Below are 22127 nucleotides of genomic sequence, written 5' to 3' on the forward strand. Positions count from 1 at the left end.
AGAGAACCGGGGTTCTGGCGTTTGCGGCGGGCGAAGAACGCGACACCCCATGCAGGAAACAGAAAAGCCGTCCAGGGGACGGCTTTAATGCGTTAACCAGCTTCGCCAATCTCGTTAGCCGTCCAGACACGCTCGCAACGTCCGCGCGACGTGGCCCGCTACCGGCTGCATTGGCGATATTTGCGAAGCCCATCACAAGGCCGCGCGGCGTGCGACGCGTGCGGCCATTCGCGTACCAGATCGGTCACGATCGGCAATTCTTGGCGCTTTTCGATAGTTCATGATCTTCCCACAATAGCTTCACACGAGGCGACGGCGGCGATTGCTTACACGCGATGCAACGGCCGCCAGCTGCTTACCCGTGTCCACTGACTCTCATCTGGAGAATGTGCCATGAAGATCGTCGTAATCGGTGGCTCCGGCCTGATCGGCTCGCGTCTCGTCACGCTGCTTGGCGAGGCGGGGCATGAGGCATTCGCTGCATCGCCGCGTAACGGTGTGAACGCCGTGACGGGGGAGGGCTTGAGCAACGCACTGGCTGGCGCCGATGTCGTAGTGGATGTGGCGAACGCACCTTCGTGGGAGCCCCGGGCGGTGCTCGACTTTTTCCGCACCTCGACGCGCAACCTCGGCAAGGCCGAAGTGGCCGCAGGGGTACGCCATCACGTCGCGCTTTCCATCGTCGGCTGCGAGCGCACGCCGGAAAACGCCTATTTCGTTGCCAAGGTCGCGCAGGAAGAGGCGATTGAAGCGGCGGGCGTGCCGTACACGATCGTGCGCGCGACCCAGTTCATGGAATTCATCGGCGCCATTGCTGATTCCGGCACAGAAGACGGGACGGTGCGCGTTGGGGACGGACTGTTTCAGCCGATAGCCGCGGATGACGTCGCTGCGAGCCTCGCGCAGGTGGCCCTTGTCGCGCCACTGAACGGCACCGTCGATATCGCGGGCCCGGACCGTGAGTCGTTCGCCGCGATCGTCAGGCGTTATTTGAAGTCGGTCGGCGACACGCGCCCTGTGGTGACGGATCAAGAAGCGCGCTACTACGGCGGCCGCGTCGAGGAACAGTCGCTCGTACCGCTCGGCGACGCGCGGATTGGCCGCGTCAGCCTGGACCAGTGGCTAGCGCAAGCTAATAAGGGCTGATTTCAGGTCTATGCGAAACCTGGATCAGCAAGTCCGTGTTTGGCTTGCCACGAGCCGTCAATTCGGCGGCCATTCAAGCCGAGCGAACAAGAAATTCTGCACGTCGACGGCGGTCTGAGCGCCGGTCACCAGGCTTCTCCGGGCCTCACCGAAGGCGGGCAATGCAGAATTCACGGATCCGCACGCTCCCTGACGAATTCGGCGCGGATCCTCATGTGCACGTCATCCCCGACAGCGGAGGACCAATTCGTCAATCCGAACGCTGCCCGGCTGAAATGGCCGTCGGCGGAGAAGGCCAGCGTTTGGCGAGTGCCCGTCGGCTCGTGTGGGTCTGCGTCGAAGGTGACAGCGAGCGTGACGGGGCGCGTCGTCGTGCGGATCGTTAGGTCACCTGTCAAAAGGCAATTAAGCGGCCCGGTCCGTACAAGGCGGGTGCTGACGAAGCGAATGGCCGGATAATGCACCACGTCCAGCATGCCGCCGCCTTCGACGATTCCGGTGACAAACGGCGCGTTCGCTTCGAGGCTCGTCGCGTCGATCGTCACCATGACCCGGCCCGAAGCCAAGCCCTGGAATCCATCGAGCTCGGCACCTATACGGCTGAAGCGCATCGTGAGATTCGAATGCCAGGCGTTCGTGACGCCGAAGGTAACACCAGAACGGCCTGGGTCGAGTCGATACTGTGCCAGCGGTGAAGACACGTCGACCTGATCGGCGCTAACCCCGAAAGCTGCGCAGGCAGCGCAGGCAAACGTCGCGATTGCAGCTGCATATGGTTTGAGACGACCCATGGCCATGCCACATCGACGGATGGGGTTACGATCCAGCACGCTTTACCTCCAACTTTCCGGATGCCCGCCTAGTTCGCTGCAGACGTCGACAGCGATCGTGCGCAATTGACCCTCGGCCATCTGCCCGGAGAGCGCGTAACCCATATGGTCGTTTGCCCAACTGAACGTGCGACGATCGCCTTCGCGCAGGAGTTGGATCGGATTTTCGCGTTGCGAGATTGTGCTCATGTAAAGCGCAAGCCGCGCGCCGGCCCCGTTTTCATACATGAATTGCGCGGCTGGCCCGGCAATGCCCGGCAACAGCCGCCCAACTCACCGTCGACGAATGCCGATAGCGCACACAGCTCCGGATCGCTGAAGCCTGACGCCGCACCGGGATCGAGGTCGTCGCTCATCACGTTCACTCAATGGGTTGCCAGCGTGTCCATTTACACCGAGAGAGTCTTGTCCGAACTGGATCACGGCCTCGTGACGTCCTGAAGACACGGAGAAAACGCACTGCATGCCCCCTTTATTCCGCTGCGCCTGGAATCCGAATCGACTTGTTGGAAATCTGTAAGGAAAAATTTCTCAGCGGCAGTGGAATAGGGGCGCAGGTGTGAGGTTTACCCAGCAACACGGTGCGATCTCGGAGCGATCGAACCATGTCTGATCGCAGACGAACACCTTCCACGAAGCCTGCAAATGAGCCGAACGATAATTCAGCCTCTCTGGGTTCGCACGACACACTGGATCAACGCTGTGGCGGTCGTGCTGATGGTGACGAGCGGCTGGCAGATTTACGATGCCTCGCCTATCTTTGCGCGACTGAAATTTCCCGCGAGCATGACATTGGGCGGCTGGCTGGGTGGTGCATTGCAGTGGCACTTCGCGATCATGTGGTTGCTGGTCGCGAATTACCTCGTCTACATGTCCCTCAATATCGTTTCAAAGCGCCTCTGGAGAAAGTTTCTGCCGATCCGTCCCGGTGCGCTAGCAAGGGATCTTGCCGCCGCGCTGCGCGGCAAGCTGGGGCATGAGGATCTGGCGCGCTACAACGCGGTCCAAAAGCTGGCATATGTGGTGGTTATCGTGGATATCGCGATCGTGATCCTTTCGGGGTTGGCGGTCTGGAAATCGGTTCAGTTCCCCTTGTTGCGCACGCTCATGGGTGGATACGACAACGCACGTGTCGTCCACTTCTTCGCCATGAGCGTTCTCGTAGCGTTCTTCGTCGTGCACATCGTCATGGTCGCACTCGTGCCGCGCTCGCTGCTCCTGATGATTCGCGGACGGTAATCGATCATGCGCTCAGGCAAAAAACAACCCAATGCGTTTCTCGTCTCGAACGCGGATTCGATCATCAAGGACGCGCGCAGCGAATTGAAGAGTCCCGCGCGCCGATTGCTCGGCAAACAGATACTGACGCTCGGCGGCATTGCCATGCTTTCGGGCTGTGATCTCTCGAACGACAAGTCGGTGAATACCATGCTGCGCAAGATGTCGTTCTTCAACGACCGCGTGCAGGCGCTGCTCTTCGATCCGAACAAGATGGCGCCGACGTATCCGGAGTCGATGATCACGCGGCCGTTCCCGTTCAACGCGTTCTATGACATCGACGACGTACCGGAAGTCGATCCCGCGACCTGGCGGCTCCAGGTAGGCGGACTCGTGAACGGCAAACGCTCATGGACGCTCGGCGAACTGCAAGCGATGCCCCAGGAAAGTCAGATCACACGCCATATCTGCATCGAGGGATGGAGCGCGATTGGGCATTGGGGCGGCGTGCGCTTTTCCGAGTTCCTGCGCCGCGCGGGTGCAGACACGACGGCGAAGTACGTCGCGCTCCATTGCGCCGATAACTACTGGACCAGCATCGATATGCCGACGGCGCTGCACGCGCAAACGTTGCTTACGTTGACCTACGACGGCGACGTGCTGCCGCCGAAATACGGCTTTCCGGCGAAGCTGCGGATGCCGACCAAACTCGGCTACAAGAATCCCAAACATATCGTCGCAATCACGGTGACGAACGAGTATCCCGGTGGTTATTGGGAGAACCAGGGCTATAACTGGTTCGGCGGTTCCTGAAGTGCAATCGACCTTTTCTTCAACGCGTATCTGCTAAACGGAGCATTCATGACCATTCGACTGAAAATTGGAGCGACCATTGCCGCGATGGCGCTTGCCGGCAGCGCGCTGGCACAAACGCCTGATGCGAAGCCAACGCGTATTCGCGGCAACGTCGTTTCTCTCGACGGCGACGTTCTCAAGGTCCATCGACGCAGCGGCGACACGGTCTCGATCGCCCTCGCGGCAAATGTTCCCGTGTCGAGCGTCAAGGCGATGCAGCTATCCGACATCAAGCCGGGGACGTTCGTCGGCACGGCCGCGACGACGGGCACGGATGGCAAACTGACTGCGACGGAAGTCGTGGTCTTCCCGGAAGCCGCACGCGGCACGGGGGAGGGCCACTATGCGTGGGACCTCGGCCCGAACAGCACGATGACCAACGCGAATGTTGATACTGTCGTGCAGGGCACGGACGGCCGCAATCTGAAGCTGTCGTACAAGGGGGGCAGCAACGAAGTCACGGTGCCGCCGAATGTACCCATCGTCACCTTCACCCCGGCTGCGCGCTCGGATCTGGCGCCAGGCAAGCAAGTCTTCGTGGTCGCGAAACCAGCGTCACAGGGTACGTATGCCGCGCAGCGCGTGGTGGTCGAAAAGGACGGCGTCGTCCCTCCCATGTAATTCCACGAGCGTGCGCTTTCGCGACCTTCACGTACTGATCGTTCACCTGTGCGACGACATGCTCATCTCCAGGCCGGAATGAGGGATGCGGCGAGCAGCACGCCCATCGCGAGATTGAGCATGCGCCAGTGACGCGGGGTTCGAAAGAACCGCGCAAGCAGCACGCCGAGCGCACACCAAAGCGCGAGCGACGCGCACGCAGCAACACCAAACGCGGCGGCGAGCAGCATCGCCAGGCGGTTCGGACTGCTTGCGAGTAGCACGAACGACGCCGCCGCGCCGACCGTCATCGCCCAGCTTTTGGGGTTGAGCCAGAGCAGCAGCAAACCGTTGACGAGCGTAACCGGGCGCGCGGGGCCGTTGTCTGCATTTGGCGGCCCGCTACGCGCGATGCGCCACGCGAGCCATAGCAGATAAGCAGTACCGAGCGCCTTCACCGCCGTTTGCAGCGACGGCAGGGCAAGCAGCAAACCGCCTAGCCCAAGCGCGGCGACTGCAGCGAGCAACGCGAGGCCCATCGCGATGCCGAGCATCAGCGGAATCGAGCGTACGAAGCCGAAGCGTGCGCCCGAGGCGGTGGCGAGCGTGGTTGCTCCGCCGGGCGTCACGGTCGAGACGACGACGAAAAGGAGAAGCGGCAGGGTCGAGGTCATGGGTGCACATCCGCGTGGGTGAGAAGTGCACTGTACGGATCGGCAACGCATCCTGAAAGGTAATAATATTGATGCGCGCCATTACGCGGAATAATGCATAGATGAGCCGGAACCTGGACCTCGATCTGATCCGTACCTTTGTTGTCGTCGCCGATAGCGGCAGCATGACGGTGGCCGCGAATTTGCTGCACATGACGCAAGGCGCCGTGAGCCAGCAGGTGAAGCGCCTCGAAGACGTGCTGGATTGCCTTTTATTCGTGCGCAAGACGCGCAAGCTGGAGCTTTCGCGCCAGGGCGAGGCGTTTCTCGTGAAAGCACGCAAGCTGCTGCGGCTGAACGACGAAATCTGGGCCGACATGACGGGCCAACCGCTGCGCGGCGCCCTGCGTGTGGGTGTGCCTTACGATCTCGTGACGCGGCTCGCGCCCGCGATGAAGGCATTCGCCGAGTCCCATCCACACGTCGACATATCGCTGGTATGCGCGGCTTCACCGGAGCTGAGCGAAGCGGTCGATAGCGGTCGTGTGGACGTGTCGTTGGTCGAATACGTCGCGAGCGAAGCCGAAGGTGAAGTGGTCCGCATCGAGCCCTTGGTCTGGGTCAATGGGCGTGGTAGCGATACGTGGCAGAAACGGCCGTTGCCGCTTTCTATGGTGGACGAGCATTGTGCGTTCCGGCCGGTAGTCCTCGGCGCGCTCGCGGACAAGGGCATTGCGTGGCGCACGGTGTTCGAGAGCGGCAACATCGAGGCGACCGCTGCGACGGTGCGCGCGGGCCTCGCGATCACGACCTGGTTTGCCTCCACGGTGCCAGCCGATCTGGAGATGCTCACGCCTCAGGCAACCGGTTTGCCTGCACTGCCTCCATTCGCGATCTGCCTGCGATTTCCAGCGACGGTTCAACCCGCCGCGCAGGAATTCGCGCGCTACGTACGCGAATCGATGTCGAACGACGCAGCCACTCGACGCGCACAGCTAGCGAACATTGCGTGACGTCTCTTACAACCGCTGCGGCAGCGCCACAGGGCGGGCACGGCTATCTGCTCCATCAATTCCTCTCGCCTCTCTCAAACCAAAGGGCCGATGAATACGGCGGCTCATTGGAAAACCGGATGCGCTTTCCGCTCGAGGTTTTCGAAGCCGTGCGAGACGCGTTTTCGCATGATCGCCCCGTTACGATGCGGGTATCCGCGACTGACTGGGTGGACGGCGGCTGGTCCGTGCACGACGCGAATGCTTTTGTCCAGGCACTGGAGGCTAGAGGCTGCGCCGCGATCGACGTCTCCAGTGGTGGTTCGAACCCAGCCGCGCAAATTCCGCTCGGGCCGTGCTTTTTGACCCTCGCTGGCCCTGGCACGCGGCCGCCCACTTCGGGTCTCAAGTCAGGGCGCCGAACCAGTATCTTCGCTCTCAACCCAGTCGGCTGCGAAAGGTGTTCGTTTGAATCCGACTCGTTCGACCTCGACCTGATGCAACGTGCTCCGGCTCGCAGGTACGGATGAAGGCACGCATAGTTTGCGGCAAGACCATGTCGATCGGTACATGGACTACATGGCCGTAAAGGGATGGGAGACAGGCGCTCAACTGAATATCGTTGTGTACACGGCGAGACCGGCAGAGCGGTCACCACGCCGTGCCGCATTCACACGATTCAGGAGACACGAATGAGCGAACCCCAGGTGGTGGCGCTGACCCGTGCAGGGTCGCCCGTCATGCCCCGCAACTGCACTTTCGATTCCCGCGACTGGGAAATTTTGCACCGCTACTGGCACCCCGTTGCCTTCGCGCACGACGTCAGCGATAAACCGCTGGGCGTTACGTTGCTCGACGAACCGCTCGTCCTGTTCCGCTCGGAAGGGCGGATCGTCGCGGCGCGCGATGTTTGTCCTCACCGTGGCGCGCCGCTGAGCCGCGGGTGGGTGAACGGCGCCAATCTCGTTTGTCCGTACCATGGGCTCGAATATGGAGCGAACGGAAAATGCAGCTTCATTCCCTCGCAGCCAGAAGGCCCGATTCCCGAACGCCTGTGCCTGACGACGTACGCCACGCAGGAAGCGTATGGGCTCGTGTGGGTGTCGCTTGGCGGCGGCGAACTGCCGTTGCCCGAGTTCCCCGCGTGGGACACTGAGGGCTATCAGCAAATCCTTCCTCCTTCGATCGATATCCATGCTTCCGCCGGGCGGCAAACCGAAGGCTTTATCGACGTTGCGCATTTCGCGTGGATTCATCACGACAGCTTCGCGGAACGCAGAAATCCCGTTGTTCCGCAGTACTCCGTCGAGCGGCGCCCGAGCGGCTTGCGTGCGGAATACGCGAGCACGGTGAGCAATTTCCCGAAGTCGATGCAGCATCGTGCGCCGGAAGGCTTTCTGTGGCGCAGGGTGTTCGAGGTCGATGTGCCATTCTTCGCGCGGCTGACGGTGCATTTTCCCGAGAACGGACGATTGGCAATCCTCAATGCCGCAAGCCCGGTGTCTGCACGGCTCACGCGCCTTTTCGTGCCGATCGCGCGTAACTTCGACAAGGACTTGCCGCTCGACGACGTCTATGCGTTCAACCGTCAGGTATTCGAGGAGGATCGCGCGATTGTCGAGTTGCAGTGTCCCGAGGAGCTGCCTGTCGACCGCTCCCAGGAGGCGCCGATTCTCGCTGACCGCTCCTCCGGTGCATACCGGCGCGCGCTTGCGGAGATCGGACTCGGGCAGCGCTACGTACGTTGATGCGGCGAAAGAGGATAGACCATGAAGATCTGGGAATGCGTAATCTGCGGGTTTCGCTACGACGAGGCCAGAGGGCTGCCCGAAGCGGGCCTCGCGCCAGGTACGCGCTGGGAAGATGTACCTGACGACTGGATGTGCCCTGACTGCGCGACGGGCAAGCACGACTTCGAGATGCAGGTGGTGACGGCATGAGCGAGCACGCTTTTGGTGGGGCGCACCGCGACCCCGTAGTGATTGTCGGTACGGGCCTCGCGGGCTACACGGTCGCGCGCGAGTTTCGCAAGCTCGACGCGCAGACGCCCATCGTCATCGTCACCCGCGACGACGGCAGGTTCTATTCGAAGCCGACACTGTCGAATGCGCTGGCGATGAAGAAGGCGCCGCACGAACTGGCGAGCTTCGACGCGCAGGCGATGGCCGCGCAACTGGATGCGCGCGTCTGGACCCATCGTCATGTCGAGCGCATCGTGCCGGCCGAGCGCGCTATCGTCGTCGAAGGGGCGCGACTACGCTATCACGCGTTGGTGCTCGCGCTGGGGGCGGACCCGAGGCGCGTGCCGATCGAGGGCGATGGCGCGGCAGGCGTGCTATCGATCAACGACCTCGGCGACTACGCGCGTTTTCGCGAGGCGCTCGCGTCGGGTCATTCGGTGGCTATACTCGGCGCGGGGCTGATCGGGTGCGAGTTCGCGAATGATCTTGTCGCAGCGGGCCACCCGGTGTGCCTGATCGATCCCGCCAGCGCACCGCTGTCGCGTCTGCTGCCGGCGCAGGCAGGCGCGGCGTTTGCCAGCGCGTTGTCCCGTGCGGGTGTCGATGTGCGGCTCGGCATCGGGGTCGCTGCCGTTTCGCGGCGCGATTCCGGATATCGTCTGACGCTCACGGATGGCGCCTTGCTAGAGGCCGATATCGTCATCTCGGCGGTCGGCCTCGTACCGCGAACGGCACTCGCGAGCGCGGCTGGATTGCGCATCGATGGCGGTATCGGCGCGGATGCGTGGTGCCGCACAAGCGCGCCGGACGTCTATGCACTCGGCGACTGCGCTGCCATCGACGGCCGGGTGCAGCCCTATGTGTTGCCGATCATGCACGCGGCGCGTGCGCTCGCCCGCACCTTGTCTGGAACGCTCACGCGCGTCGATTTTCCGGTGATGCCCGTTGTCGTGAAGACGCCAGCGGTGCCGGCCGTTGTCGCGACACCGGGTATGCCGGGCGGGCACTGGAGCGTCGAAGTGGCCACGCAGGAGTCGCCAGAGGCGGTACGCGCGATTTGCGAAGACGCGGGGACAAAGCGTGTAACCGGCTTTGCTCTCATTGGCAGCGCCACCGCCCACAAGGCCGCGCTATTGAAGCAGATGGCGTCCGGCTTGAGCGGGTAGGCAAGGCGTAGCGTCACGACAACCGGACGCGGCCATACGCGTCCGACAACAGGCCGCTTCCACTGACCGACCCCTGTTGCGCTCTGACGTTCGTATGCGGCTACCAGTCTGCGAGGCACGAACGTCAGGCGTTTTGCCGCCGCGAGCCATGCTCGCGGTTTTTTTCGAAAATGATTCGGGTTCCGAAATTTAACGCGCAAATCCCTTCGCAGTCAGGGCCACGAGATGGCGCAGCCAGATTGCGGCCGCACCGCGATGCGTGCGGTCGTGCCAAAGCTGGTAGTAGGTGAGCGCCTGACGTTCGCCGGGGATGGGCTCTATCCGCAGATCGAGCAGGTCGCAGTAGTGCGCGGCAAGGGCGCGCGTGGTCGTGAAAAGCAGGTTCGAGCGCATCAGCACATAGGGCGCCATGCCGAAGTACGGCAGGCTGGTCGTCACGTTGCGCGACAAGCCGCTGCGTGCCAGTTCGATGTCGATGGTGCCGAGTCCCGCCGCGTGGTGCGTGGTGACGGCCAGATGCGCGGCCTCCTGATACACCTCCCGGGTCAGCCTGCCGGGCTTGATCGGGTGTTGCGCGCGCATCAGGCAGACGAGCTCGTCCTTGCACAGCGGCTGGAGGTGCAGGTGCTCGGGCGGTGTGCGCCAGTTGCCTATCACGAGGTCGAGTGCGCCGCTTTCCAGACCATGCTCGTAGCCGCCATTCACCATCATCAGATGCTGAAACTCGATCCGCGCGCGCGGCGCCTGAGTCTGGAAGGCGTCGACGATAGCGGGCAGGAAGAACACGTCCAGATAGTCGGGCGAGCCGATATGGAAAGTCCTGCGCGTCGTGGCAGGATCGAATGCCGTGGTGGGATGAAGCACCGCGGCGATTCCTGCCAGTGCCTGTGCCGTGGGCTCGATCAGTGTGAGCGCGTGCGTCGTGGGCACCATATGGCTGCCGCTGCGCACCAGCAGCGGATCTCCCGTCATCGCGCGCAGTCTGCGCAGCGCGACGCTGATTGCCGGCTGCGATTGGCCAAGCAGCGCGGCAGTGCGCGAGACACTGGCTTCGCAGATGAGCGTATGGAGAACCTTTAGCAGATAGGAGTCGATGACTTCCCGGGACATGCGAACCACCGTCGATTTACGCCATTCATAGCTATATACGGCGCGATATATCGGTGCGTCAACTCCAGGGAATCGCCTGGCCATGTACGCTCGCCTTGCCAATTCGGGCTTATAACGGAAGGGGCATACGCACTATATGCGAGGCTGCATGCCGGATTCATGCCGTTGCGAACGACAGCTTAGTGATCCGCGCTTGCATCGCTGCTCGCGAGCGCAAATGCGCGAATGGCGCTGGTCGTTGCGCTCGCGCCTTTCGCGCGGTCGATGACAAGGACAAGGTGGCGCGGCTCGTCGATGGTGACGCCACGCGCATCCTGGAAGTCGTCGGCGAGGCGCGACACGGTGCCGTCCTGTGCGATGCGGCAGAATCCGTGCGCGCCGCACTTGGTGTAGAGCGTTCCGGATCCATCGGCGGCGAGCAGGTCCGGGCTTTCGATCCTCGCGAACACGGTGCTGCTTTGGGGCGGCGCCGGTTCGGCCAGCAGTTCGGGGAGGTCGTAGCGCAGTATTTCGCCCTTGCTCTGGTCCGTGACGAACAACGTGCCGTCGTGCACCGCGATTCCCACAGGCTTCGCAAGGCCGGTGACGATGTCGCGCTCGGTGGCGGTGTATGTCGTCAGCTCGTAGCTCACCAGGCTGACGCCGCCAGCCGGCGGCTCGCTTCCCCGCTTGACGAACCAGCTCGACAACGCGCGGCCGGGACCGATTGACACGAGTCCCAGTCTGCGTCGATCGGATGCGGGGCCGGTCAGGGCGTGGACTTCGCCGGCGGCGGAAACGGCGAAGAGGGCGCCCGTTTCACCAAAGCCGAATCGTTGGACGAGCAGTGCGTCAGGCCGTATGAACACGAACTGGCTGAGGCTGCCGGGCTGACCCGCGATGGTGGGCAGGCTGGCGTAGGGGCGGAAGTCCGACTGGTTCGAGGACCACAAAATGCCGTTGCTGTGGTCGTCGGTGATGAAAAGCGCGCCGTCACCGGGACGCACTGCGATTGCGTTCGGCTGGGCGTTTAGCTCTATGCGCATGGGCGCGGCAAATGGCGCGCTGTGACAGCCCGCGGTGGCCACGACAACTGCTGCCAGCGCATGCCATTTGAACTGCCGCGCGAGGCGGCCCGCACCCAAAGCGCTCAACAACCTGATCGTCAGCATGACGGCTCCTGGCATGGTAGTCGGGTGAGGGCGCATCGCAATCGCGGACGGCAGAAAGACGAATTCTACGTCGATAGCGCTTTCGTCAGGCAACGGCTCGAAACCCTGGATCGGCGTCACAAGCGCGAGTGCCGCTATATCCAGTGTAATATCTCGATGCTGCGACATTACATTGCTTTCACGTCGACCCTTTCATCTTGAGATATCAGACCATGCGCGTATCGTTCCAGCGTCTTCTGAAGCAGGCATTGTTCGTCATCGGCGCCGGCATGGTGGCCGTTTGCGCCAACGCGCGCGCCGACGAACTCATCGTTTCCGCCGCGGCGAGCCTTACCAATGCGTTCAAGGCGATTGGCGCGGCCTACGAGCAGCAGCACCCGGGTACGAAGGTACTGCTGAACTTCGGCGCGTCCGACGTGCTGATGCAGCAGATCGTGAAGGGCGCGCCAGCCGACGTGTACGCGTCGGCGGACCAGAAGGCGATGGACAAGGCCGTCGCCGAGAAGGTGGTCGATCCCGCGACGCGTCAGGACTTCGCAGCCAATGCCCTGGTTCTGATCGTGCCGAAGGACAGCCAGTTCATGCCGACGTCGCTCGACGCGCTCGCACAACCGGGCGTGAAGCGCGTCGCATTTTGCGATCCGGCGTCGGTGCCGATCGGCCGCTACGCGAAAGGGGCGCTCGAAGCGGCGGGCCTGTGGGACGCGGTGAACGCGAAAAGCGTGCTCGCGGGCGACGTGCGCCAGAGCCTCGATTACGTCTCGCGTGGCGAGGTCGATGCGGGCTTCGTGTTCGCCACCGACGCGGCGATCATGCCCGAGCGCGTGAGGGTTGCGATGACCGTGCCGACACAAACACCCGTGACCTATCCGATCGCGCTCGTGGACGGCAGCCGCCACGCGGCGGATGCGAAGGCCTTCATCGCCTATGTGCTGTCGCCCGCCGGGCAGGCCATACTCGCGAAGTATGGTTTCAAGCCGGTCGGCACGGCGCACTGATCCGCCCGCGCAAGAGGAGCGCCCGTCATGGGACAGGTCTGGGTTCCGCTGCTGCTCTCGCTCAAGGTCGCCGGGTGGGCTACGGCGTTGAATGTCGTGTTCGGTGTGGCCGCCGGCTACGGTCTCTCGCGCTGGCGTTCGGGCGCGCGCGACCTGCTCGATTCGCTGCTGACGCTGCCGCTCGTCATGCCGCCCACGGTCCTCGGGTATTACCTGCTGGTGCTGGTTGGGCGGCGCGGCGTGTTCGGCCGCTGGCTCGACAGCCTCGGCATCCAGCTCGTGTTCACGTGGCAAGGCGCCGTCCTCGCGTCGATGGTGGTGGCATTCCCGCTCGTGCTGAAGTCGGCCCGCGCCGCGTTCGAATCGGTCGATCCTCAACTGGAGCGCGCCGCGCGCACGCTCGGCATCAGCGAGGCCGCGATCTTCTTTCGCGTGACACTGCCGCTCGCGACGCGGGGCATTGTTGCAGGCACGCTGCTCGCGTTTGCGCGCGCGCTCGGCGAGTTTGGCGCGACGCTGATGATCGCGGGCAATCTGCCGGGCCGCACGCAAACGCTTTCCGTTGCGATCTATTCGGCTGTGCAGGCCGGCGACGACAGCACGGCGAATTTCCTCGTGTTCGTCACCTCGGTGACGTGCGTCGTGATTCTCGTGCTCGCTGGCCGACTGGTGCCGCAGCACACGCTGTTGACTTCGCGCTGATCGCCATGGCGCTGACCGTAGCCGTGCGTAAAACACTCGAATCGGCCGGACGCCGCTTTCTGCTCGACGTCGCGTTCGAAACGCACGCGCAGCGCGTCGTGCTGTTCGGCCCCTCGGGCTCGGGCAAGACGCTGACCTTGCAGGCGGTCGCGGGCCTGCTGCGGCCCGACGAAGGCGCGATTCGTCTGGGCGAGCAAGTGCTGTTCGATAGCGCGAACGGCGTAGACCTCAAGCCGCAGTTGCGCCGGATCGCCTATCTGTTCCAGGATTACGCGTTGTTTCCGCATCTGAACGTGAGACAGAACATTGCGTTCGGTCTGCACAGGGGGTGGTTCAATCCGGGCCGCCGCGAAGCGCATCCCGACGTCGAGTACTGGCTCGATGCGCTCGAGCTGCGCGGCGTGGCGGCCAGCCATCCCGTGCACCTTTCGGGCGGCCAGAAGCAGCGCGTGGCGCTCGCGCGTGCGCTGGTTTCCCGGCCTCAATTGCTGCTGCTCGACGAGCCGTTTTCGGCGCTCGATCATGCGTTGCGCGAGCGCATGCGCCGCGAATTGCTGGCGCTGCAGACGCGTCTCGACATTCCCATGCTGCTCATCACGCACGACCCCGAAGATGTTGCCGCGTTTGGCGACGAGGTGGTGCCGCTCACCGATGGGCGCGTCGACGCCGACGCGCTCCCGGGCGTTTTCACACATCGCATTCGCGCGACGCCCTAACCCTGCACATGCTCGACAGGATGATGGTCGAGCCACGCCGATTCCGTGTCGTCGAACAGACGCGAGCGGGTGAGAAAGCGCAGCCCGGTCGGGCGCTCCAGCGAGAACATGCCGCCGTTGCCCGGTACGCAGTCGATGATGAGTTGCGTGTGCTGCCAGTATTCGAACTGCGATTCGCTCATGTAGAACGGTGCGCCCGCGATGACGCCGAGCTTCACATCGGCATTGCCGACCATGAACTCGCCGGCTGGAAAGCACATGGGCGCGCTGCCGTCGCAGCAGCCGCCCGACTGGTGGAAGAGCACGGGGCCGTGCTCTTCCACCAGCTTTTCGATCAGCGAGATGGCCGCGGGCGTTGCGACGACGCGAGACACGTCATCGTCCATGGTGAGTCCTCCCAACCGTTCGACGCCTCGCCTGCCGCGGCGAGGCGCGCAGCACACATCAGAAAAAGCCGAGCGGCTTGTCGCTATAGCTGACCAGCAGGTTTTTCGTCTGCTGATAATGGTCCAGCATCATCTTGTGGTTCTCGCGCCCGATGCCCGATTGCTTGTAGCCGCCAAACGCCGCGTGTGCCGGGTACGCGTGGTAGCAGTTCGTCCACACACGCCCCGCCTGGATCGCGCGGCCGAAGCGGTAGGCACGCGTGCCGTCTCGCGTCCAGATGCCAGCGCCGAGCCCGTACAGCGTGTCGTTGGCGATCTGCAGCGCTTCTTCCTCGGTCTTGAACGTCGTTACCGAGACGACCGGCCCGAAGATCTCCTCCTGGAAAATGCGCATCTTGTTGTGGCCGCGGAACACGGTTGGCTTGATGTAATAGCCATTCTTCAAATCACCATCGAGCGGGTTGCGCTCACCGCCCGTGAGGCATTGCGCGCCTTCCTGCTTGCCCAGATCGAGGTACGAGAGGATTTTCTCAAGCTGCTCCTGCGAGGCCTGCGCGCCGATCATCGTTTTCGGATCCAGCGGATGCCCCTGGACGATCGCGCCCACGCGCTCGAGCGCTCGTTCCATGAACCGATCGTAGATCTTCTCGTCGACCAGCGCCCGCGACGGGCACGTGCAGACCTCGCCCTGGTTGAGCGCGAACATCGTGAAGCCTTCCAGCGCCTTGTCGAGGAAGCTGTCGTCGTGATTCATCACATCGGCAAAGAAGATGTTCGGGCTCTTGCCACCCAGCTCCAGCGTGACGGGAATGATGTTCTGGCTCGCATACTGCATGATGAGCCGGCCCGTCGTGGTCTCGCCCGTGAAGGCGATTTTCGCGATCCTTTTGTTCGAGGCGAGCGGTTTGCCCGCTTCGAGGCCAAAACCGTTCACCACATTGACCACGCCGGGCGGCAGCAGATCCTGGATCAGCTCGATCAGCACGAGGATCGAGGCCGGTGTTTGCTCGGCGGGTTTGAGCACGACGCAATTACCGGCCGCGAGCGCGGGCGCGAGCTTCCAGGTGGCCATCAGGATCGGGAAATTCCACGGAATGATCTGGCCCACCACGCCGAGCGGCTCGTGAAAGTGATAGGCGACCGTGTTGTCGTCGATCTGCGAGATGGCGCCTTCCTGGGCGCGGATCGCACTCGCGAAATAGCGGAAGTGGTCGATCGCGAGCGGAATGTCGGCGGCCATGCTCTCGCGCAGCGGCTTGCCGTTGTCGATGGTTTCCGCCACGGCGAGCCGCATGAGGTTGGCCTCGATGCGCTCGGCGATCTTGTTCAGCAGATTTGCGCGGTCGGCGGGGGCGGTGCGGCCCCACGCGTCCTTCGCCTTGTGGGCGGCGTCGAGCGCCAGCTCGATGTCGGCTTCGCGCGAACGGGGTATCGACGTGAACGGCTCGCCCGTGACCGGCGAGATGTTGTCGAAGTACTCGTTGCCGACCGGCTTGACCCACTGCCCGCCGATGAAATTCTCGTATTGCTTGCGGAAGGGAAATTCCGTGGTGAGATATTGCAGCTCAGCGTGGTTCATGGGCGTGCTCCTCGCATATCGATCGAACAGGGGTTGGACCGCTTCGTTATATCGCAGGGAATACTACGCCCCTATTCGGACAATTTCCGAAGTTTTGGTTTTGCGCCGCACAAGTCGGGAACGAACCGGGGTCGAGTCAGAGCGCGAGTGCGCGGGCTTCGATACGCGCGAGGCGCTTCACGTGGCGAGGGGCCCTGCACCAGGTCGGCGCCCGAGAAGATTTAGCGTAATATATCACCGAACATAACGAGGAGCGGAACCTCGCGACCGTGTCATGTGTACGAGCACGAAGGTGCTTCGAGCCATGAGTTGAATGTCGTATGCAGGTTGGCGCACATTCGCCAGCGCTTCCAGATATGGAGCGTGCCGCCCTCCGAACCACGGGACAAGCGATGTTCATCCGGCAACTCAACTACCTGGTTACGTTGGCAAAGGAGCAGCATTTCGCGCGCGCTGCTGAGCTTTGTAACGTGACGCAACCGGCGCTCTCGTCTGCGATACGCAGTCTCGAGAACGAACTTGGCCTCGTGATCGTCAGGCGTGGTCGCCGCTTTCTCGGGCTCACCGAGGAGGGCGAGCGGGTACTCGGTTGGGCACGCCAGACCATTGCGGCGCTCGACCACATGAGGCAGGACGTCTCGGCTTCGAACCTGCTGACCGGCACGGTCAGGATCGGCGTCATTCCCACGACGATGCCAGTCGTGAGCATGCTCATCGCAACCTGTCGTGAGGCGCATCCCATGTTGAGCTTCGCGGTGCGCTCGCTGAGTTCGGACGCCATCCTGCGACAGCTCGACGACTATGAACTCGACATCGGTTTCACCTATCTAGACGATCACACGCAGGCCGGGTTTGAAGTGCTTTCGCTTTATCGTGAACGGTATGTCCTCGTCTCGCCATCAGGATCGGGTGAAAGTGTGTGCTCCGGAGTGGGTCGCTGGGATGCCTTGGGCGACTTGCAGTTTGGTCTTCTGGATTCCTCAATGCAGAATCGTCAGGTGATCAATGCCGCCTTCCGTCGCGCGGGCGTGCAGCCCAAAGTCGTGCTCGAAGCCGATTCGTTGCTTACGTTGATTTCCAACGTGGAGCACGCCGGTCTTCACACGGTGCTGCCGCATAGCGTGCTGAGCGCCATGAACAGTACCCAGCGGGACGCGGTGACTGCGCTCGAGCCGGAACTCACGCGAGAGATTGGCCTGATTGCTCGCGATCTGCCGTCTCGCCCACCGCTGGTCGCGGCCTTATGGAGAGCCGCGAAACATCTCGATCTCCAGTCCAGCTTCGACGCGTTCCTTGATTCACCACGCGTGAGCGTCGAAGCGTCCACCGGCATTTCATAAGTCTCGCTTATCAGGTGATACGTCGAAACGATTGGATCGCCACTGCGTTTGTCGCTGACACTCTGTCCGTCGATCGGTCGCATGCAGCGCGATCGTACAGCCGGGGGCGCCAGAGGCCCCCGGTTCCTCGTCCATCAGAGTGGAGACAGATATCGTGGCAAAAATTGTTTGTGTGCTGTATGACGATCCGGTCAACGGTATGCCGAAGCAGTATGCCCGTGACACCCTTCCTGAAATCACGCGCTATCCCGATGGTCAGACCACGCCGACGCCCAGGGCAATCGATTTCACGCCGGGCCATTTGCTGGGTTGTGTCTCGGGCGAACTGGGCCTGCGCAAGTATCTGGAATCGAACGACCATCAACTGGTGGTGACCTCAAGCAAGGACGGCGCAGACAGTGAGCTTGACCGCGAACTGCACGACGCGGAAATTGTCATTTCGCAGCCGTTCTGGCCGGCTTACATGACGGCCGAGCGCATCGCGAAGGCGCCGAAACTCAGGATGATCGTCACCGCCGGTATCGGTTCGGATCACACCGATTTGCAGGCAGCCATGGATCGTGGCATCACCGTGGCGGAAGTGACCTATTGCAATAGCAATAGTGTGGCCGAACACGTCGTAATGACCACACTTGCGCTGGTGCGTAACTATATTCCTTCGCATAACATAGCAAATAAGGGCGGCTGGAACATTGCGGACTGCGTCGAGCGCTCGTATGACGTCGAGGGCATGCACGTCGGTACCGTCGCCGCCGGCCGCATCGGGCTTCGCGTGCTACGACTGCTCAAGCCGTTCGACATGAAGCTGCACTATCTCGATCGTCACCGCCTGCCGGAAGCGGTGGAGAAGGAACTCAACCTGACGTATCACTCGAATCTCGAGAGCCTCACGAAAGCGTGCGATGTCGTGACGCTGAACTGCCCGCTGCATCCCGAGACCGAGCACATGATCAATGCAGCGACGCTGAGGAATTTCAAGCGCGGCGCGTATCTGATCAATACCGCTCGCGGCAAGCTGTGCGATCGCGACGCGGTTGTCGACGCGCTGAAAAGCGGTCAGTTGGCGGGCTACGGCGGCGACGTCTGGTTTCCGCAGCCCGCGCCGGCCGATCATCCGTGGCGCAGCATGCCGCACCAGGGGATGACGCCTCATATCTCCGGCACCAGCCTTTCTGCACAGGCCCGATACGCTGCGGGAACGCGCGAGATCCTTGAGTGCTACTTCGAGGGTCGCCCGATTCGCGATGAATATCTGATCGTACAGGGTGGCAAGCTCGCTGGTGTCGGCGCGCACTCGTACAGTGCGGGCAACGCGACAAAGGGATCGGAAGAAGCGGCCCGATTCAAGGTGGCCTAACGCCCATGACGACCCCGACCGCCGCTTCCGCCGGCGCCAACGGGGCCTCAACGTGGCGTACCCAGGCTGGCGGCATTCTGCTTGCCGGCCTGGGCGCATTCGTTGCATTGGCTCTCGTGGGCATGCTGGCACAAGAGACCTCGGAACCCTGGATTCTCGGCTCATTCGGGGCCACCTGTGTCCTGCTGTTTGGTTTTCCCTTCAGCCCGTTCTCACAACCGCGAAACATCATAGGAGGGCATGTCCTGACGTCGCTGACGGGCTTGTTGTGTTTGCATCTGTTTGGCCCGGGGTATGTGCCCATGGCTGTTGCCGCCGCGTCTGCATTGATGCTGATGATGCTGACGCGGACCGTTCATCCACCGGCCGGCAGCAATCCGGTCATTATCTTCGCGGTGCAGCCAGGATGGTCTTTCCTGGCACTCCCAACGATGATTGGGGCGGTGTCGCTGGTATTGATCGGCTGGATCTATTGGGCAATCGTCAAGCGCGGCTCGTGGCCAAACCGGGCAGGTTGACTCGCGAGAGTGCCCGGAGAGGCACGTTCGACGCGCGAAAGCGGCTCATGGCCGTCCCCGGAAACTGGGCACCGGGCGGCCGCTTCAGCATGGCTGCCCAGCAATTCCCGCTTAGTACCGCTTTTTCGGCGGCAACGACCGTTTGATCTGCTTGCGCAGGCGTGCCACCGCAGCAGCCTTTTTGCGTTTGCGTTCTGCGGTAGGTTTTTCATAAGCGGTCCGGGCGCGAAGCTCCGGAATCAAGCCAGTGCGCTCGATCGCGCGACGGAAACGACGCAATGCAACTTCCACGGGCTCGTCGGGTTTCAGAATTACGGTAGTCAATTTTTTCCTTGGTTGAGATCCAGCAGCAATAGCGAATGGTGATGAGGATGTGCAGGCAGCGTTGCGAGACCGGTCAGGGTCACAGCCGACGGTCGCTTATCGCGCCATCAACGACGGCGAAATGCGGCTCTTTGCGTTGCGCCGCCGCTGCGTTCATCCTTATGTCGAAAATTGATTCGTCCTTTCGTCAGATCGTACACCGAGAGTTCCAGTGTTACCCGATCGCCCGCAATGATGCGGATGTGATTCTTGCGCATGCGACCGGAAGCGTACGCCCCTACCATCACGCCATTGTCGAGCGTGACGCGGAAACGGTTATCTGGCAGCACTTCGTCAACGATACCGTCGAGTTCCAGCAGTTCTTCTTTGGCCATTCAAGGTTCCTGATCAATTGGCGGGACATGCGCTCGGATGCTGCATTGAGGAAGAAGCCGCGAGCGTTGATCGACACGCGCTCGCGCGGTAGTGGGCAGCATGAAAATTGCCGGGCAGTCCTTGCGTCCTCGAAGTCATGGACACCGCCCTGTCCAGGCGGCGAATCAGCTACGCGAGGGGATTGGCCAGACGCGGCGGCTCGTAATACAGGTCCGATGCGAGTCGGGGCGTGCAGTCCAGCGAGCACTGTTATCGCCAGTCTCACTGGACTATCAATCAAAGGAAAATTCGCGGCTAGTCGACACGCGTCTTTTAGGCGCTGTGCGAAGCGAACGAGGCCTCTATTGTAACCGAATGCCGCCATCTGCCCGGCCACTATCGGCGGGGCCAGAAGGCCGGCTGTTGTCAGCCACGCGTGCCGAGGGTGCGCCGCGCGACGTTGGGGCGCGTTTGGTGGCACCCGCCCTGGCGCCGCAGATACGTTGGGTGTTTCGAACCGCAGGGTCGTCTTTAACCGCGCGTGTCGACCCAGTTGCGTGCCCAGCGTGTCGAGTGCTGCAGCGCCTGCTCTTCACTCGCGAAGTAATCGAGCGAATAGAACTGGTAGCAACCTTCGGCTCGCGCGCTATCGGTGCGTTCGAGCAGCAGGTTAGATGAAAAACTACCGTCGGGCAAACGATGCGCCGAGGCTTGAACGGCATAGCCGTTGTACTGTTGAATTTGTTTGTTTTGCATTTTAATTTTAATGATGTTCGAATTTCCGTGCGCCGTGTGAAATGTACACGGGTGCGCCAGTTCAAAGCCATTGCAAGCCGAATCTGAAGCGGTCGGAAAGCGAAAAAGTGGCGTTGGAGCCAGATGGGAGAATGAGGTGCAACGAGGCGTGTGGCGCTTGGCAAGCTGCTGAATAAACAGGTGCAGCAAAGAGCGCGCGCCAACTTTGGGAGACAAAGCTCCGCGAGGGTGTCGCTGCAACCCGGCGTCCGTCGTCGGATGCCGGGCCCTTCAAACTTTACAGCGGCTTGATGTTAGCCGCTTGCAGACCCTTCGGGCCTTGCTTCGTTTCGAAGCTCACCTTCTGATTCTCAGCCAGCGTCTTGAAGCCGTCGCTCCTGATCTCGGAGAAGTGAGCGAACAGGTCGTCGCCGCCCTTGTCCGGGGTAATGAAACCAAAGCCTTTGCTATCGTTGAACCACTTAACGGTACCGGTATCCATAAAGAATCCTTGAGAAAAAACGAAGATTTTGCTCTGTTAAGAGCGCGTGAAGTGACAAGGAGGGAGTGGGCAACGAATACCGCCGAGAAGCGAGCAATTGATGAACAGCAATCGAACTTCTTGACCTTCGACCAGCACGTTACCCGCCGGGCGGCCCCGCGTCAACACTTATCTTGTAACTGTTACAACAGGTCGCCCGATTTGCAGGCGCAACGATGTGGCCCTACCTGGTTGCTCGTTGCCTGGGAGGGCAGTGCGGGTAACGTCCAGAACCCCGGTATCTGCGAAAGAGAACCGGGTTCTGGACGCTTACGCGGGCAAGCAAATATAAAGCAGCTCGCCAATTTAAGGCGCTATCCAGGTGCCGCGCCATTTTCCTTCTTCAAACACAAGACTGGCCCGCATATGCCCTGCAGGATTCAGATCGAGGTAGTCGATCCTCGATATGGCCACTTCAATCAGGCAGAAGTTATCGAATCCGGCCGACGAGTCGAGACCTTCGACATGCGTCGTTGCATGAGCTTCAGTGGGAGACGTAATCGGCGTCGCGGGCGCGATCGGCGTGCGATAGACGATCAACGTTCGAGGTCTGCTCGAGTTCCAGACCCCTCTCGTTTCCGAAGGCGCTTCGACGATTCTCGCAACGCCATGCAGACGTATTTGAACTCCACCATCGAGATCACAGCCGACGAGCGATATCCGCGGGTCGCGCCTCAATTCGGCCACCTTCGTAGACCGCACGTCGGTATGAAACATGACGGAACGCTGCTCGCGAGACGCGCGTCGCAGCACAACCGTCCTCACGGCGGGTGCGCCGTCCAGCGCGATCGTCGCGGCCTGCAGCATTGTGAAGGGAGAGCGTTCCTTGTCGGCGTTAGCGCCCGCGTGCAGGCGTGCCCAAACCGCGTCGACGATCTGATCCATATTGGAAGCG

The 22127-nt window shown here is 62.0% G+C and carries 26 protein-coding genes and 2 pseudogenes; 15 read left to right on the forward strand and 13 right to left on the reverse strand.

The annotated features are described in order from the left end of the window. The first annotated feature begins 393 nt into the window (after positions 1 to 393). A complete protein-coding gene (locus tag JMY28_RS36055; protein ID WP_201700657.1) occupies positions 394 to 1146 on the forward strand; it encodes an SDR family oxidoreductase in 753 nt (250 codons plus the stop codon). 170 nt (positions 1147 to 1316) lie between these two features. Here JMY28_RS36055 and JMY28_RS36060 read toward each other — a convergent pair whose 3' ends face one another. From JMY28_RS36060 to JMY28_RS36065, 3 genes and pseudogenes are all read right to left on the reverse strand, one after another. Next, positions 1317 to 1976 carry a YceI family protein gene (locus tag JMY28_RS36060; protein WP_236597200.1) on the reverse strand — a complete coding sequence of 220 codons (660 nt, stop codon included), beginning with the start codon at positions 1974 to 1976 and terminating at the stop codon, positions 1317 to 1319. 3 nt (positions 1977 to 1979) lie between these two features. Further along, a pseudogene (locus JMY28_RS39215) lies at positions 1980 to 2246 on the reverse strand (anti-sigma factor); the annotation flags it as partial. Further along, positions 2162 to 2332: a hypothetical protein gene (locus JMY28_RS36065; RefSeq protein ID WP_201700658.1), complete on the reverse strand. Its 171-nt coding sequence runs from the start codon at positions 2330 to 2332 to the stop codon at positions 2162 to 2164. The pseudogene JMY28_RS39215 and the gene JMY28_RS36065, both read right to left, overlap by 85 nt. Positions 2333 to 2621: 289 nt before the next feature. On the opposite strand from JMY28_RS36065, the gene JMY28_RS36070 reads away from it, so the two are divergent. Genes JMY28_RS36070 through JMY28_RS36080 form a run of 3 tightly spaced genes read left to right on the forward strand, consistent with a single transcriptional unit; the run spans position 2622 to position 4670 of the window. Then, positions 2622 to 3215, forward strand: a complete 594-nt coding sequence (locus JMY28_RS36070) for a cytochrome b/b6 domain-containing protein (protein WP_201700659.1) — start codon at positions 2622 to 2624, stop codon at positions 3213 to 3215. A gap of 6 nt (positions 3216 to 3221) precedes the next feature. Beyond that, positions 3222 to 4007, forward strand: a complete 786-nt coding sequence (locus tag JMY28_RS36075) for a molybdopterin-dependent oxidoreductase (protein WP_201700660.1) — start codon at positions 3222 to 3224, stop codon at positions 4005 to 4007. Positions 4008 to 4055: 48 nt separating this feature from the next. Continuing rightward, positions 4056 to 4670, forward strand: coding sequence for a hypothetical protein (locus JMY28_RS36080; RefSeq protein WP_201700661.1), 615 nt, complete (start codon positions 4056 to 4058; stop codon positions 4668 to 4670). A 62-nt stretch (positions 4671 to 4732) separates the two neighbouring features. Here the strand turns inward: JMY28_RS36080 and JMY28_RS36085 are convergent, their stop codons facing one another. Then, on the reverse strand, positions 4733 to 5323 hold the full coding sequence (locus tag JMY28_RS36085; protein ID WP_201700662.1) for a LysE family translocator: 591 nt from the start codon (positions 5321 to 5323) through the stop codon (positions 4733 to 4735). Positions 5324 to 5424: 101 nt separating this feature from the next. On the opposite strand from JMY28_RS36085, the gene JMY28_RS36090 reads away from it, so the two are divergent. From JMY28_RS36090 to JMY28_RS36110, 5 genes and pseudogenes are all read left to right on the forward strand, one after another. After that, on the forward strand, positions 5425 to 6315 hold the full coding sequence (locus JMY28_RS36090) for a LysR substrate-binding domain-containing protein (RefSeq protein WP_201700663.1): 891 nt from the start codon (positions 5425 to 5427) through the stop codon (positions 6313 to 6315). Between the two features lie 38 nt (positions 6316 to 6353). Continuing rightward, positions 6354 to 6766 (forward strand): annotated as a pseudogene (locus JMY28_RS36095) (oxidoreductase); the annotation flags it as partial. A 220-nt stretch (positions 6767 to 6986) separates the two neighbouring features. After that, positions 6987 to 8042, forward strand: coding sequence for an aromatic ring-hydroxylating dioxygenase subunit alpha (locus JMY28_RS36100; protein ID WP_201700664.1), 1056 nt, complete (start codon positions 6987 to 6989; stop codon positions 8040 to 8042). A gap of 21 nt (positions 8043 to 8063) precedes the next feature. Next, the gene (locus tag JMY28_RS36105; protein ID WP_201700665.1) at positions 8064 to 8234 is read left to right on the forward strand and encodes a rubredoxin; all 171 of its coding nucleotides are present in this window, start codon (positions 8064 to 8066) and stop codon (positions 8232 to 8234) included. Further along, on the forward strand, positions 8231 to 9421 hold the full coding sequence (locus JMY28_RS36110) for an NAD(P)/FAD-dependent oxidoreductase (RefSeq protein ID WP_201700666.1): 1191 nt from the start codon (positions 8231 to 8233) through the stop codon (positions 9419 to 9421). The genes JMY28_RS36105 and JMY28_RS36110 overlap by 4 nt, the downstream gene beginning before the upstream one ends. A 189-nt stretch (positions 9422 to 9610) precedes the next feature. On the opposite strand, the gene JMY28_RS36115 is transcribed toward JMY28_RS36110, so the two are convergent. Together JMY28_RS36115 and JMY28_RS36120 are read right to left on the reverse strand one after the other, a co-directional pair. Continuing rightward, a complete protein-coding gene (locus JMY28_RS36115; protein ID WP_201700667.1) occupies positions 9611 to 10531 on the reverse strand; it encodes a LysR family transcriptional regulator in 921 nt (306 codons plus the stop codon). Positions 10532 to 10710: 179 nt separating this feature from the next. Then, the gene (locus tag JMY28_RS36120; protein ID WP_236597201.1) at positions 10711 to 11682 is read right to left on the reverse strand and encodes an NHL repeat-containing protein; all 972 of its coding nucleotides are present in this window, start codon (positions 11680 to 11682) and stop codon (positions 10711 to 10713) included. 212 nt (positions 11683 to 11894) lie between these two features. On the opposite strand from JMY28_RS36120, the gene modA reads away from it, so the two are divergent. From modA to JMY28_RS36135, 3 genes are read left to right on the forward strand one after another with little or no spacing between them, the layout of a single operon-like run. Next, complete coding sequence (gene modA, locus JMY28_RS36125) at positions 11895 to 12680, forward strand: molybdate ABC transporter substrate-binding protein (protein ID WP_201700668.1); 786 nt, start codon at positions 11895 to 11897, stop codon at positions 12678 to 12680. A 27-nt stretch (positions 12681 to 12707) separates the two neighbouring features. Then, positions 12708 to 13382, forward strand: coding sequence for a molybdate ABC transporter permease subunit (gene modB / locus JMY28_RS36130; protein ID WP_201700669.1), 675 nt, complete (start codon positions 12708 to 12710; stop codon positions 13380 to 13382). A 5-nt stretch (positions 13383 to 13387) separates the two neighbouring features. Continuing rightward, positions 13388 to 14098: an ATP-binding cassette domain-containing protein gene (locus JMY28_RS36135; RefSeq protein ID WP_201700670.1), complete on the forward strand. Its 711-nt coding sequence runs from the start codon at positions 13388 to 13390 to the stop codon at positions 14096 to 14098. On the opposite strand, the gene JMY28_RS36140 is transcribed toward JMY28_RS36135, so the two are convergent. Both JMY28_RS36140 and adh read right to left on the reverse strand, forming a co-directional pair. Further along, the gene (locus tag JMY28_RS36140) at positions 14095 to 14484 is read right to left on the reverse strand and encodes a DUF779 domain-containing protein (protein WP_201700671.1); all 390 of its coding nucleotides are present in this window, start codon (positions 14482 to 14484) and stop codon (positions 14095 to 14097) included. The two genes, JMY28_RS36135 and JMY28_RS36140, sit on opposite strands and share 4 nt — an antisense overlap. Positions 14485 to 14542: 58 nt before the next feature. Continuing rightward, complete coding sequence (gene adh / locus JMY28_RS36145; protein ID WP_201700672.1) at positions 14543 to 16063, reverse strand: aldehyde dehydrogenase; 1521 nt, start codon at positions 16061 to 16063, stop codon at positions 14543 to 14545. A gap of 392 nt (positions 16064 to 16455) precedes the next feature. On the opposite strand from adh, the gene JMY28_RS36150 reads away from it, so the two are divergent. The 3 genes from JMY28_RS36150 to JMY28_RS36160 all read left to right on the forward strand — a co-directional run bounded on the left by JMY28_RS36150 (position 16456) and on the right by JMY28_RS36160 (position 19278). Continuing rightward, a complete protein-coding gene (locus tag JMY28_RS36150) occupies positions 16456 to 17403 on the forward strand; it encodes a LysR family transcriptional regulator (protein WP_201700673.1) in 948 nt (315 codons plus the stop codon). Between the two features lie 154 nt (positions 17404 to 17557). Then, entirely contained in the window at positions 17558 to 18760 is a 1203-nt protein-coding gene (locus JMY28_RS36155) for an NAD-dependent formate dehydrogenase (protein WP_201700674.1), read from the forward strand. 5 nt (positions 18761 to 18765) lie between these two features. Then, complete coding sequence (locus JMY28_RS36160; RefSeq protein WP_201700675.1) at positions 18766 to 19278, forward strand: HPP family protein; 513 nt, start codon at positions 18766 to 18768, stop codon at positions 19276 to 19278. A 111-nt stretch (positions 19279 to 19389) separates the two neighbouring features. Here JMY28_RS36160 and rpsU read toward each other — a convergent pair whose 3' ends face one another. The 5 genes from rpsU to JMY28_RS36185 all read right to left on the reverse strand — a co-directional run bounded on the left by rpsU (position 19390) and on the right by JMY28_RS36185 (position 22117). Beyond that, positions 19390 to 19602, reverse strand: coding sequence for a 30S ribosomal protein S21 (gene rpsU, locus JMY28_RS36165; protein WP_091997207.1), 213 nt, complete (start codon positions 19600 to 19602; stop codon positions 19390 to 19392). 107 nt (positions 19603 to 19709) lie between these two features. Then, entirely contained in the window at positions 19710 to 19976 is a 267-nt protein-coding gene (gene infA, locus JMY28_RS36170; RefSeq protein WP_201700676.1) for a translation initiation factor IF-1, read from the reverse strand. A 511-nt stretch (positions 19977 to 20487) separates the two neighbouring features. Beyond that, positions 20488 to 20712 (reverse strand): hypothetical protein, encoded by a 225-nt coding sequence (locus JMY28_RS36175; RefSeq protein WP_201700727.1) that lies wholly within the window; start codon positions 20710 to 20712, stop codon positions 20488 to 20490. Positions 20713 to 20989: 277 nt separating this feature from the next. Next, a complete protein-coding gene (locus tag JMY28_RS36180) occupies positions 20990 to 21193 on the reverse strand; it encodes a cold-shock protein (RefSeq protein ID WP_028225987.1) in 204 nt (67 codons plus the stop codon). Positions 21194 to 21538: 345 nt separating this feature from the next. Beyond that, entirely contained in the window at positions 21539 to 22117 is a 579-nt protein-coding gene (locus JMY28_RS36185; RefSeq protein ID WP_236597202.1) for a pyridoxamine 5'-phosphate oxidase family protein, read from the reverse strand. Positions 22118 to 22127 lie beyond the last annotated feature (10 nt).

The sequence above is a fragment of the Paraburkholderia hiiakae genome, assembly GCF_904848665.1.
In the GTDB taxonomy this organism is placed as follows: Bacteria; Pseudomonadota; Gammaproteobacteria; order Burkholderiales; family Burkholderiaceae; genus Paraburkholderia; species Paraburkholderia hiiakae.

Bases quoted from the DNA above. Each gene is read 5' to 3' on its own strand.
- JMY28_RS36085 (WP_201700662.1), bottom strand. From the start codon at position 5,323: ATGACCTCGACCCTGCCGCTTCTCCTTTTCGTCGTCGTCTCGACCGTG.
- modA (WP_201700668.1), top strand. From the start codon at position 11,895: ATGCGCGTATCGTTCCAGCGTCTTCTGAAGCAGGCATTGTTCGTCATC.
- JMY28_RS36105 (WP_201700665.1), top strand. From the start codon at position 8,064: ATGAAGATCTGGGAATGCGTAATCTGCGGGTTTCGCTACGACGAGGCC.
- JMY28_RS36185 (WP_236597202.1), bottom strand. From the start codon at position 22,117: ATGGATCAGATCGTCGACGCGGTTTGGGCACGCCTGCACGCGGGCGCT.
- JMY28_RS36160 (WP_201700675.1), top strand. From the start codon at position 18,766: ATGACGACCCCGACCGCCGCTTCCGCCGGCGCCAACGGGGCCTCAACG.
- JMY28_RS36090 (WP_201700663.1), top strand. From the start codon at position 5,425: ATGAGCCGGAACCTGGACCTCGATCTGATCCGTACCTTTGTTGTCGTC.
- JMY28_RS36140 (WP_201700671.1), bottom strand. From the start codon at position 14,484: ATGGACGATGACGTGTCTCGCGTCGTCGCAACGCCCGCGGCCATCTCG.
- infA (WP_201700676.1), bottom strand. From the start codon at position 19,976: ATGGCCAAAGAAGAACTGCTGGAACTCGACGGTATCGTTGACGAAGTG.
- modB (WP_201700669.1), top strand. From the start codon at position 12,708: ATGGGACAGGTCTGGGTTCCGCTGCTGCTCTCGCTCAAGGTCGCCGGG.
- JMY28_RS36110 (WP_201700666.1), top strand. From the start codon at position 8,231: ATGAGCGAGCACGCTTTTGGTGGGGCGCACCGCGACCCCGTAGTGATT.
- JMY28_RS36135 (WP_201700670.1), top strand. From the start codon at position 13,388: ATGGCGCTGACCGTAGCCGTGCGTAAAACACTCGAATCGGCCGGACGC.
- adh (WP_201700672.1), bottom strand. From the start codon at position 16,063: ATGAACCACGCTGAGCTGCAATATCTCACCACGGAATTTCCCTTCCGC.
- JMY28_RS36120 (WP_236597201.1), bottom strand. From the start codon at position 11,682: ATGCTGACGATCAGGTTGTTGAGCGCTTTGGGTGCGGGCCGCCTCGCG.
- JMY28_RS36180 (WP_028225987.1), bottom strand. From the start codon at position 21,193: ATGGATACCGGTACCGTTAAGTGGTTCAACGATAGCAAAGGCTTTGGT.
- JMY28_RS36070 (WP_201700659.1), top strand. From the start codon at position 2,622: ATGAGCCGAACGATAATTCAGCCTCTCTGGGTTCGCACGACACACTGG.
- JMY28_RS36055 (WP_201700657.1), top strand. From the start codon at position 394: ATGAAGATCGTCGTAATCGGTGGCTCCGGCCTGATCGGCTCGCGTCTC.
- JMY28_RS36115 (WP_201700667.1), bottom strand. From the start codon at position 10,531: ATGTCCCGGGAAGTCATCGACTCCTATCTGCTAAAGGTTCTCCATACG.
- JMY28_RS36080 (WP_201700661.1), top strand. From the start codon at position 4,056: ATGACCATTCGACTGAAAATTGGAGCGACCATTGCCGCGATGGCGCTT.
- JMY28_RS36065 (WP_201700658.1), bottom strand. From the start codon at position 2,332: ATGAGCGACGACCTCGATCCCGGTGCGGCGTCAGGCTTCAGCGATCCG.
- JMY28_RS36175 (WP_201700727.1), bottom strand. From the start codon at position 20,712: ATGCAAAACAAACAAATTCAACAGTACAACGGCTATGCCGTTCAAGCC.
- JMY28_RS36075 (WP_201700660.1), top strand. From the start codon at position 3,222: ATGCGCTCAGGCAAAAAACAACCCAATGCGTTTCTCGTCTCGAACGCG.
- JMY28_RS36100 (WP_201700664.1), top strand. From the start codon at position 6,987: ATGAGCGAACCCCAGGTGGTGGCGCTGACCCGTGCAGGGTCGCCCGTC.
- JMY28_RS36150 (WP_201700673.1), top strand. From the start codon at position 16,456: ATGTTCATCCGGCAACTCAACTACCTGGTTACGTTGGCAAAGGAGCAG.